Source organism: Roseofilum sp. SBFL (genome assembly GCF_017746885.1).
Taxonomy (GTDB): Bacteria; Cyanobacteriota; Cyanobacteriia; order Cyanobacteriales; family Desertifilaceae; genus Roseofilum.
The window spans coordinates 1-10189 of sequence record NZ_JAGHZH010000046.1; the positions used below are offsets into that span (position 1 = coordinate 1).

Here is a 10189-nt window from a genome sequence, read left to right on the forward strand (position 1 = left end):
CAGACGGAAAGTAACGCCTCCCGAGAGAATCCCCTCTGTTTGGAATGGGAAACAGTTCCAAGCAAGGGAACTCGTAGAAAGAGGAAGTCTCCTTAGTGATGAGGGGAATCCCCACGCCTTTAGGCTGGGGAGGATGTCAAAAGGCACGCAGTTAGTCGTCCTCTCTGCCTGCGATACGGGTCTGGGCAACATTTCTGCGGGAGAAGGCATTTATGGTCTACGCCGCGCTTTAGCCATAGCCGGTTCTGAAAGTCAAGTGATTAGTTTATGGAAAGTAGATGATGCTGCGACTCAAGAACTGATGGTGGACTATTACGAGAATCTCCAAAATGGTTTAGGTCGTTCTGATGCCCTGCGGGCGGTGAAGTTAAGCATGTTACAGCAAGAACACTATCAACATCCCTACTATTGGGCCAGTTTCATCCCTTCTGGTAATTGGCGACCTATGAATCATGCAGCGCTTGGCGCTAGGGAATAGGGAATGGGGAATAGGGAATAGGCCATTACCAGCGCATCGGGCTTAGAGTGAATCAGGATCAATACTGAGCTTTTGGAGTTTAGCACGTAGTTTTTGTAGCTCAAATTTGGCTTATTCGGCTCGTTGTTGTTGGCGATCGCACTCCGACTCAGCTTGCTCGATCCGTTCGCTCGGTGTAGTTATCCACTCCCCAGTTTGATTATAGAAGCGCAACCATAACCCCTCTACTCCCTCGTACACCCCTTGCCATAACGCTAATCCTAGACCTAATGGTTCTAGCCAGACTTTCCCTTGTGATAATTCCAGCCTTTCGTATTTTCCAGAGTTAAGGACAAACACCCGCAACTGATTTTGATAGCGATCGTAAGTCACATAATAGGGAACCTGTAAAATTTTCTCGTATACTTCCCATTGGGTTGGTGGCTTTTTCTCTTTACGCTCTGTGCGTCCTAAGTCTTCATCTTCTGTTCCTGGAGACGCTAATTCAACCACCAGAAAGGGACTGATTTGTTCTTGCCAGATCACATAGCTTAGACGTAACTCCTGTTGAGTACGGCTACGCTTGGCTCCCAACACCACAAACCAATCCGGGCGTTTGTGCCATAGGGTATGTTCGCTGTCATAGTAGAGGTTAAGATCGCTGGCAATAAAATAGTCATCCTCACGGTAGCGGGGAGATTGACAAGTTTGAGTTAATAAATCCGGTTGGTAATCGTGAAACTCATCCGGCAATCCAGGTTCCTCCGGGTCTTCGCTGGGTAAATCATACATCGTTGGCAGGGATTTCTGCTTGGGATTGGGATACAGTTGAACCATGGATTTATAGAGAACCGCTTATGGGGAGTGAAAAGCCTAAAAACAAGCCAGTAGGGTAGGCAAGGTACAGCAAGAGGATTGTTGATTTGCCTCTTAAGACTTGCCCACCCCACAGATGATTGGCAATTATAACTATTTTACTTTTTACTCGTCGGATCGACGATTTCCAACTCTCCTAGTCGGAAAGTAACTAACTTATCCCAGTTTCCCCCTTCAAAGAGTACCGCTGCTTTACCATCGGTTACCCGTTGCACTTGGCCGGTAAAACCATAATAGGTATCTCCCATATTTTTTACCCGTACTGCTACACCTGGTAAGATCATCCTTTTTTACCTCAAGTGATAAAATATCCATTAAAACTTTAGCCGATGTCGGTGATTGGCTACTGCTTCTACCAAGCCGATCGCCAAAAAATTGGTCAATAGAGCCGATCGCCCATAACTCATCCAAGGTAGCGGAATTCCGGTAACTGGGGCAAGGCCGATGGTCATGCCAATATTCACCATCACCTGAAACACAATCATCGATAATACCCCGATCGCCAGCAAAGAACCAAAGTTATCCTTCGCATTTTGGGCAATCATCACTAAGCGCAGACAAATTAACCAAAAGACCAATAACAGGATCGTCGCGCCAATAAATCCCAACTCCTCACCCACAGCCGAAAAGATAAAATCCGTGTGTTGTTCGGGAATAAAATGCAGTTGGGTTTGGGTTCCCTGATTTAACCCTGTGCCATGGAGTTGTCCCGAACCAATGGCAATCCGAGATTGAATGAGATGATAACCTCCGCCTAGGGGGTCTTTTTCCGGGTTGAGAAATAAAATTAAGCGGTCTTTCTGATAATCCTTAAGCAGTCCCCAAAAGACCTCACTCAGGAATCCAAAGGCCGTACTTAGAGCAACTGTAACGCCAGCTCCAATACGTGGCCAAGGTAAACTTGTCCAAGCTAAAAGGGCTAGTAAACCCACCCAAGCAAACCAGGCTGGAAGATAAAGATTAAATAGGATCGCTGAGATCATTGGAGAGATCAATAAAATCAGCCAACTGGGATTGGTATTAGCCCAGTAAAGCATTCCCAAGGCGATCGCCCCAAACACGAGGGAGGTTCCTAAGTCAGGTTGCAGAAACACCAAACCCCAAGGAACACCCACAATAGCGAGAGTTTTGAAGAGGCTTGATAGAGTTGACGCTCCCTTACTGTGGAGTAGAGAAGCTAAGGTAATAATTACCCCCAATTTAGCGAATTCCGAGGGCTGAATATTAAACCCACCAATCGTAATCCATCGTTGCGCGCCTAAAGCCGTTGTGCCAATAAAAATCACTGCTAATAAGGAAACATTAGTAATACCATAGATCACCCATTGCCACTGGATGAGTTGCTGGTAGCGCCAACGGGAAATAAATAGAGCTAGAATACACCCCATCCCCCCAATAATCCAATGTTGCAGCCAATCGGTATATTGAAGGTTGAGCTGGGTTGAGCGAATCACGATCCCACCAAACAGGGTTAAGCCAATCACCAAAATCAGCAATAACCAATCTAAATTTTTCCAACTATTGAGTATAGACAGCCAGCGAATCCTAGAACCTGAATTAGCAGAGTAAAATAGAGATCTACGCATAAGAATGGGGAATGGGGAATGGGGAATGGGGAATAGGGAATAGGGAATAGGGAATGGGGAATAGGGAAGGATGAATTCCTCTCTATTCTTGATAGAGTATCCTCGATTGACTCTAATTTATCTGGTGAGGACGGCGACAGAGATTTTAGCTGCGATCGCCTTAGCGACCTTGACTAACGCTTGAGCTGAAGCCGATTCAGGATCGCTGACCACAATGGGTAAGCCGCGATCGCCACCTTCCCGTAAACCTATTTCTAGGGGAATACAACCGAGCAGGGAAACACCGAGTTCTTCTGAGGTCTTTGCACCCCCTCCCGAACCAAAAATGTCATATTGGCGATCGGGCAGATCCGGCGGGATAAAATAACTCATATTTTCCACCATTCCCAGCACTGGAACCCCCATCTGTTCAAACATTTTCAGCCCCTTACGCGAATCAAGAAGGGCCACATTTTGGGGAGTAGTCACAATAATGGCACCTACCATGGGAACCGCTTGAGTCAAGGTTAATTGGGCATCTCCAGTTCCAGGAGGCATATCCACAATCAGATAATCTAACTCACCCCAGTCCACTTGATAGAGGAATTGGCGAATCACCCCATTGAGCATGGGGCCGCGCCAAACTACTGGTTGGTCTTTTTCAATCAAAAAGCCCATGGAAACCAGCTTTACGCCATGATTAAAAGCCGGTTCTAGGACTTCTTTGCCCCCTCTGTCCTGTACCATCACCTTAGCCGAGTCTAAGCCCAACATCGTTGGGGCATTGGGGCCATAAATATCAGCATCAATTAAGCCCACCTTAGCCCCCGTTTGGGCTAAAGCGACAGCCACATTCACTGCCACCGTACTTTTGCCCACTCCCCCTTTACCACTGGAAATGGCAATAATATTTTTCACGCCCTCAATCCCTTGGCGATCGGGTAAGGTATTCTTAGCTTGAGGGGTTTCTGCTGTCACCTCAATATTCACCGATTGAACCCCTGGAAGCTTTTTCACCGCTTTTGTACAGTCTTCGACAATAAATTCCCGCAGTGGACAAGCGGGAGTAGTCAGCACCAAAGTAAAATTCACATTTCCCTGGGCATCAATCTCAATTTGGCGAATCATATTTAATTCCACCAAACTTTTCCGCAGTTCTGGGTCTTCCACAGGTCGTAGGACTTCTAAAACGGATTGGGGATCGAGGGTCAAAGTCATAAGGATTTGCTATTGGCTGTTGATTATTCCGACGTTACTTATCAAATCTTAACGCCCTTGGGCAATTCTCATCGGTTTTCATACGGGTTGACTTAAAATCCAAAATCTACCGAGTTTCCTGGATGGGTTTTCTTTCCAGGACCACCTTGAAGGGGCGCTTTCTCTGCTGCTTTGGCTAGAGCTTCAGCGACTTTGGCTGCATAGGGACGAATAAACGACCAAATCAGAGGAGAGAGCCATCCGCGCAAGGTGACTGAATAGGAGATGCGAGTGCCCCAAACCGTCGATTCGACTTGATAGATCATCCTCTCTTCAATTCCGGGCATAGCCAAAATTCTAATGCTTAAGAGTTCTCCGGGTCTGACTCGTTCCACAAAAATGCGGATTGGAATGGGGCTTAACCGAGTCACAGCCCTAAAAATCAGTCCCGGTTTAGGAACCAAACCCCTAGGGACATTGGTTCGCGCTAAGAGGGGATGCCAAGAGACATCAGCGAAATCAACAACGGTTTGCCATAGATCGTCAACCGAAGCTGAACTAATGACACGATAGGTTTTGGCTAGGGTACAGCGAACTCTACGACTCTTGCGGCCCAATAGCTTAGACAAAAAATCTGGCATTGTCTATTCAATACTCACACTAAAAAATAAAGAAATCATTGATGCACTTAGGTTTGAGCAGGATTAGGCGGGTTTTAATGTCAACGGGGAGTGGGTCATTCACGCTAGGGTAACATTGCCAGTGAGATCTGCGGATCGTGGATTAAGAATTATTTCAGTTTACCAGCGCCCAACAGTATATTATGGGTCTAAGGCTTGTTCCAAGTCGATTTGAGATACTACAATCAACCCAGAAGTCCACAATTCCTAATAGAAAAGGTAGACGATCAAAATGGAGCAAAGAACACACGAAACGGAAGATGGAACAACAGTTATTGTTTTAACGCCAACTGGACGTTTAGATATCACTACAGCCTGGCAATTTCGTTTGAAACTACAGGAATGTATTTCTAAGCTCAGTAGGCATGTGGTGGTAAATCTGGGTCAAGTAAACTTTATTGATAGCTCAGGCCTAACGTCTTTGGTCGCTGGGATGCGGGATGCGGAGAAGGTTAAAGGCTCTTTTCGTATCTGTAATGTTCATCCGGAAGCTAAGTTGGTGTTTGAAGTGACGATGATGGATTCTGTATTTGAAATTTTTGAAACAGAAAATGATGCACTAGAAGGGGTTCCCAGGGTTGCAGGATAATTGGGGCAAAAGGGTCTGACGAATGTGTTTGAGTCACTAGGAGAGGGGACGGTCAGCTTTCTGGAAGCAATTGTCTTAAACTCCTGGTGACGGGACTTTAATGCTGGTTTTTTGGGAAAACCTTGGCAAAGTGACCTTTAGGCGCGAGAATGGAATCACCCACTCTATGATAATTGTAGCTGTGAATACTGTCCGCACTGTTTCCGATACTAAGCGAGCGTTTTATACTAATCATACCCGGCCCATTAATTCTATCTACCGCCGTGTGGTGGAGGAATTGATGGTAGAGATGCATTTGCTGTCGGTCAATGTGGACTTTGAGTATGACCCCATTTATGCCCTTGGGGTTGTTTCGTCCTTTGACCAATTTATGGAGGGATATTCACCAGAGGGTGAAAAAGCATCTATTTTTGCAGCGTTGTGTCAAGCGTTGGAGAGCGATGTCAGTGTTTATCGGGCAGAGGCTCAACAGGCTCAGGAACAGATTAAGGATTGGTCTGGAGATGCTGTGGTGACTTTGCTTTGCGATCCGCATCAGGGTGAAGGTGCGGAGGCTCTGCGGGGGCGCTTGAAGGCGATCGCCGATAATCCTAAGTTTAAGTATAGTCGTTTGTTTGCGATTGGTTTGTATACTCTCGTCTCTACGGTTGATTCTGAACGACTCCAAACTGAGGAGAGTCGTAACCAAACGTTGGAAAAGATTGCCCAAGGATTGGGACTTTCTTTGGAGAAATTGCAAAAGGATATTGAATTGTATCGGTCGAATTTGGAAAAAGTGAAGCAAGCTCAGGCGGTAATGAAGGATATTTTGGAAGCTGGACGTAAAAAACGACAAGAGCGAGCTTTGCAAAAGGAGGAAGAATAGGGATGTGTAGCTCCCTTCGAGTCAGCTCAGGGAGCATAAACGTGGAGATTAACCATTACCCATGACTTCTCGTAATATTCTAGAGTGCGAAGGCTACTGGCTCTATAATGCTCAAGTTCCTCTGTCTCTGTTTCTGCCCAAACATTGCCCTCCTACAGTGACACCTAATTCAGAAAAACTGGTGCGGGTGGATATCTGTATTGAAGAGGGCATGATTACTAAAATTTGCGCCAGTGGAGATCGCCCTCCGAGCAATGAAAATAATGTCTATGATATGAAGGGAGGTCAAGTCTGGCCAACTTTTGTCGATATTCATACTCATCTGGATAAGGGCCATATTTGGCATCGTAGCCCTAACCTTGATGGTACATTCGAGGGGGCGATCGCTGCTTCTGGAGAAGATGGCGATCGCTATTGGACGGCTGAAGATCTCTATCGGCGTATGAATTTTGCCCTAAAGTGTAGTTATGCCCACGGAACCCAAGCCATTCGCACCCATCTCGACTTGAGAGGTGAAGAAACCGAAGTGACTTGGGAAGTTTTTCAAGCTCTCCGGAAAGAATGGCAAGGGAAACTTGAATTGCAAGCAGTGAGCTTAAGCACGTTAGAAGAATTACTAACTCCAGAAGGGCAACAGTTTGTTGATCGCTTGGCAGAAATAGGAGGAATTTTAGGGGGAATGCCCCTCATGAATTCTAATCTTTCACGCCAACTTGGTTCGGTATTTTCTTTGGCACGAGAGCGAAACTTAGACCTAGATTTCCATACGGATGAAAATCTAGATCCGCAAGCGCGTACCCTTTATCAGGTAACACAAACGGCGCTTGGCTATCAATTTGAAGGTCAAATTACCTGCGGTCATTGTTGTAGTTTAGCCCTGCAAACTCCAGAGCAGATCCAGTCAACCCTAGAAGCGGCAAAAGCAGCGAACATTGCTATTGTCAGCTTACCAATGTGCAATCTCTACCTGCAAGACCGGCAACCGGGAAAAACCCCCACCTATCGCGGTGTAACCTTAGTTCAGGAAATGCAAAAGATGGGAATTCCGGTAATATTTGCCTCCGATAATTGTCGCGATCCGTTTTTTGCCTTTGGCGATCATGACATGTTAGAAGTCTTTAATCAAACTGTGCGAATTGCCCATTTAGATATTCCTTATGGCAACTGGCCGCAAGCAGTCACTACAATTCCAGGTAAAATTATGAAGTTACCTAATCCAGTGGCGATCGCCGTCGGTTTACCCGCTAACTTAATTCTCTTCAAAGGACGGCGATTTACTGAACTTTTAGCCCGTTCCCAACATGATCGTATTGTGCTGCACAGCGGTAAACCCATCGATACTACCTTCCCTGACTACTCGGAATTGGATCGACTGTAAAGATGTAACTCCGATCTTTTCCCGATTACAGCACTTGTTTTAACAATCGCGAGAACAGCTAAAAGCTCCATCAAGTCTATTATTTGCTCCCCCTATCTCCTGATTTTCCTATCCCCCCATCACAGTGCAAAGCGCTCTACTTGTTCCGATGAGAGAAAAAAGGCAGTAAACTATAGCAGTACCCTGGCTAAGTATAGTCATCCTATTATCGATTACTAGCGCGTAGCGCTATATCCCTGTATAGACTATTGGACTATTGAGCGATCGCTATGACGAACCAAGACCTAATCATATCTACCCTTGATGGAGGTAACTTTAGCGCCTATGTCTGTGAACCCCCTGGAGGAAATGGCCCAGGATTAATCGTCATTCAAGAAATTTTTGGGGTGAATGCTATCATGCGTCAGATAGCAGATCGGTACGCTAGTTTAGGTTATCTGGCTGTAGTTCCCGATTTGTTTTGGCGACTCGAACCCAACATTGAGCTAGAACCTGATAATCAAGAAGATTTAGCTAAAGCCTTTAGTCTTTACGAGCAGTTTAACGAAGATCAAGGCGTAGACGATCTGATCGCTACCTTAGAAGCAGTCAAAGTCTTACCAAGTTGTAGCGGTAAAGTAGGAACCCTAGGATTTTGTCTGGGAGGAAAACTGGCCTATCTAATGGCCGCGCGATCGCCGGCTGATTGTAATATTTCCTATTATGGGGTGGGTATTGACAACAATCTCCATGAACAGGAACAAATAAAAACCCCCCTGATGCTTCACCTAGCAGAATTGGATGAATATGTCAGTCCCGATGCCCAAACTCAAATGATATCGAGTCTCGAAGACCATCCTCACGTTATTCTACATCGCTACTTAGGCGTAAATCATGGCTTTAGTCGGGTGAACTCCACTGCCTATGTTAGCGAAATAGCTCAACAAGCGGGCGATCGCACTCTACAATTCTTGCAGCAACATCTAAAACCGTGATCTCCGAAGGTGAACATGGCATCATTTATCAACATCAATCCCCAACTCCTAGAAGATCAAGACCTCCGACTCACAGAAAAACAAAAAGAAGAGATTTGGAGTCGTTTTCCCAAACCTGTTGATGGTCATTACTGTGCTGATGCCATCTTTGAAGGGGGAGGAGTACGGGGAATTGCCCTATTAGGAGCCTTACGCTGCTGTGAAGATTTGGGCATTCAGTGGAAAAAGCTGGCTGGAACCTCTGCGGGTTCATTAACCGCAGCTTTTTTAGCGGCTAGTTTTCCGATTAATAAACTCGAAGAGATCTTGAGTAGCATCGACTACAATGGCATCTTCTCTCAAAAAACTAGCCCCTTCATTTTCAATGGCGATCCTAGCGACGACCTCCAAGCGCCCTTATGGATGATCGTATCTTTATTATTGACCCAACAACTCGGTCAATACTCCTCAGATCCCTTCCGAGACTGGATTGCTAAAACCCTTAAATCCAGGGGAATTGAAACTTTTACTGATGTCAAACGCTTCGATCCCCAACGAGAACTGAAGATTGTCGTCTCCAATATCACCCACTGCGAGATGTGGGTTCTACCTGACGATCTCAATCCCAATTCTGCTCGACTTAACAAAGACCAAAAAAGCCATCGCCAAGCTATCCTACAACAGCATAATCTCAAGCATTACCAAGACTTTAGTATCGCTGAAGCCGTACGCTTATCTTCGAGTATTCCTTTATTTTTCAAACCCGAACAACTCGGTAATGCCTATATTCTCGATGGTGGTTTGCTCAGTAACTTCCCTTTGTGGATTTATGACCGCCCTTCCGGCGATCCCTTGAACCCTCCTAAATGGCCCACATTTGGCTTTCGCTTAATCGATCAAACCCTGAACCCACCTAAAATTAACAACGCCCTTGATCTATTTACTGCTTCCCTGCGATCAATGGCTAATGCTAGAGACCGATATCATGTGCGCCACGGTGACCAAGGTCGGGTGATTAATATTGATGTCACCAAGGCCAAAGTCACCACTACCGACTTTTCCCTTAGCTCGGAGAAGAAGGTTAAACTCTATCGCTTGGGATACAAACAAACCAAAGACTTTTTCCTCCATCATTGGAACTGGAAGCGCCATTTGAAGGAACGAGGATTTTGCTAAAAAACTTCCCCACTTCCCTTGCCTTTCTTAGCTCAGTTTGTTATCATGGGAAAGGCTTTCCTTGGAGAGGTGGCTGAGTGGTCGAAAGCGGCAGATTGCTAATCTGTTGAAGGTATTAATACCTTCCGAGGGTTCAAATCCCTCTCTCTCCGTCTAAAATCATTCTAGCTAGAGAGGAACTTGAAACCTCGAAACCTATTAATACTAAACGCTCTGCCTAAAATCTGCCTAAAATCATCCTACACCACTCCAAAGCAGTGCAGGGTAAATAGGTCGTACAAATAGAGGAAATCTATCCATAAAAGCATTGCCATAGAATTTCATCAATAAACCAATCACATGACCATCACATAAGCATCACATGACCATCACATAAGAGTTTTCTATAGAATTCATAGAGAAATTCAAGGGGTTCCCTGAGAGAAACTGGCAACCCCTCCCAAAACCCCTAAA

11 protein-coding genes and 1 tRNA gene are annotated in these 10189 nt (G+C 45.6%); 7 read left to right on the forward strand and 5 right to left on the reverse strand.

Annotated elements, in window-relative coordinates:
• Nucleotides 1–133: 133 nt before the first annotated feature.
• A complete protein-coding gene (locus tag J7545_RS04855) occupies nucleotides 134–478 on the forward strand; it encodes a CHAT domain-containing protein (RefSeq protein ID WP_318719217.1) in 345 nt (114 codons plus the stop codon).
• Nucleotides 479–589: 111 nt separating this feature from the next.
• Here the strand turns inward: J7545_RS04855 and J7545_RS04860 are convergent, their stop codons facing one another.
• The 5 genes from J7545_RS04860 to J7545_RS04880 form a co-directional block, all read right to left on the reverse strand.
• The gene (locus J7545_RS04860; protein ID WP_318701090.1) at nucleotides 590–1294 is read right to left on the reverse strand and encodes a Uma2 family endonuclease; all 705 of its coding nucleotides are present in this window, start codon (nucleotides 1292–1294) and stop codon (nucleotides 590–592) included.
• A 137-nt stretch (nucleotides 1295–1431) separates the two neighbouring features.
• Nucleotides 1432–1617: an NAD(P)H dehydrogenase subunit NdhS gene (locus J7545_RS04865; RefSeq protein ID WP_271945426.1), complete on the reverse strand. Its 186-nt coding sequence runs from the start codon at nucleotides 1615–1617 to the stop codon at nucleotides 1432–1434.
• A gap of 30 nt (nucleotides 1618–1647) precedes the next feature.
• Nucleotides 1648–2919 carry a rod shape-determining protein RodA gene (gene rodA, locus J7545_RS04870; protein ID WP_318701091.1) on the reverse strand — a complete coding sequence of 424 codons (1272 nt, stop codon included), beginning with the start codon at nucleotides 2917–2919 and terminating at the stop codon, nucleotides 1648–1650.
• A gap of 117 nt (nucleotides 2920–3036) precedes the next feature.
• Nucleotides 3037–4116, reverse strand: a complete 1080-nt coding sequence (locus J7545_RS04875) for an Mrp/NBP35 family ATP-binding protein (RefSeq protein WP_318701092.1) — start codon at nucleotides 4114–4116, stop codon at nucleotides 3037–3039.
• A gap of 92 nt (nucleotides 4117–4208) precedes the next feature.
• Nucleotides 4209–4736: an SRPBCC family protein gene (locus J7545_RS04880; protein WP_318701093.1), complete on the reverse strand. Its 528-nt coding sequence runs from the start codon at nucleotides 4734–4736 to the stop codon at nucleotides 4209–4211.
• Between the two features lie 271 nt (nucleotides 4737–5007).
• On the opposite strand from J7545_RS04880, the gene J7545_RS04885 reads away from it, so the two are divergent.
• The 6 genes from J7545_RS04885 (at nucleotide 5008) to J7545_RS04910 (ending at nucleotide 9888) form a co-directional block, all read left to right on the forward strand.
• Nucleotides 5008–5364 carry an STAS domain-containing protein gene (locus J7545_RS04885; RefSeq protein ID WP_271945430.1) on the forward strand — a complete coding sequence of 119 codons (357 nt, stop codon included), beginning with the start codon at nucleotides 5008–5010 and terminating at the stop codon, nucleotides 5362–5364.
• 181 nt (nucleotides 5365–5545) lie between these two features.
• On the forward strand, nucleotides 5546–6229 hold the full coding sequence (gene psb29 / locus J7545_RS04890; protein ID WP_413038684.1) for a photosystem II biogenesis protein Psp29: 684 nt from the start codon (nucleotides 5546–5548) through the stop codon (nucleotides 6227–6229).
• 61 nt (nucleotides 6230–6290) lie between these two features.
• On the forward strand, nucleotides 6291–7607 hold the full coding sequence (locus J7545_RS04895) for a cytosine deaminase (protein ID WP_318701095.1): 1317 nt from the start codon (nucleotides 6291–6293) through the stop codon (nucleotides 7605–7607).
• Nucleotides 7608–7876: 269 nt separating this feature from the next.
• Nucleotides 7877–8581 carry a dienelactone hydrolase family protein gene (locus tag J7545_RS04900; protein WP_318701097.1) on the forward strand — a complete coding sequence of 235 codons (705 nt, stop codon included), beginning with the start codon at nucleotides 7877–7879 and terminating at the stop codon, nucleotides 8579–8581.
• A gap of 15 nt (nucleotides 8582–8596) precedes the next feature.
• Nucleotides 8597–9736, forward strand: coding sequence for a patatin-like phospholipase family protein (locus tag J7545_RS04905; RefSeq protein ID WP_318701098.1), 1140 nt, complete (start codon nucleotides 8597–8599; stop codon nucleotides 9734–9736).
• Between the two features lie 63 nt (nucleotides 9737–9799).
• Nucleotides 9800–9888 (forward strand) — tRNA-Ser (locus J7545_RS04910).
• The last annotated feature ends 301 nt before the right edge of the window (nucleotides 9889–10189 follow it).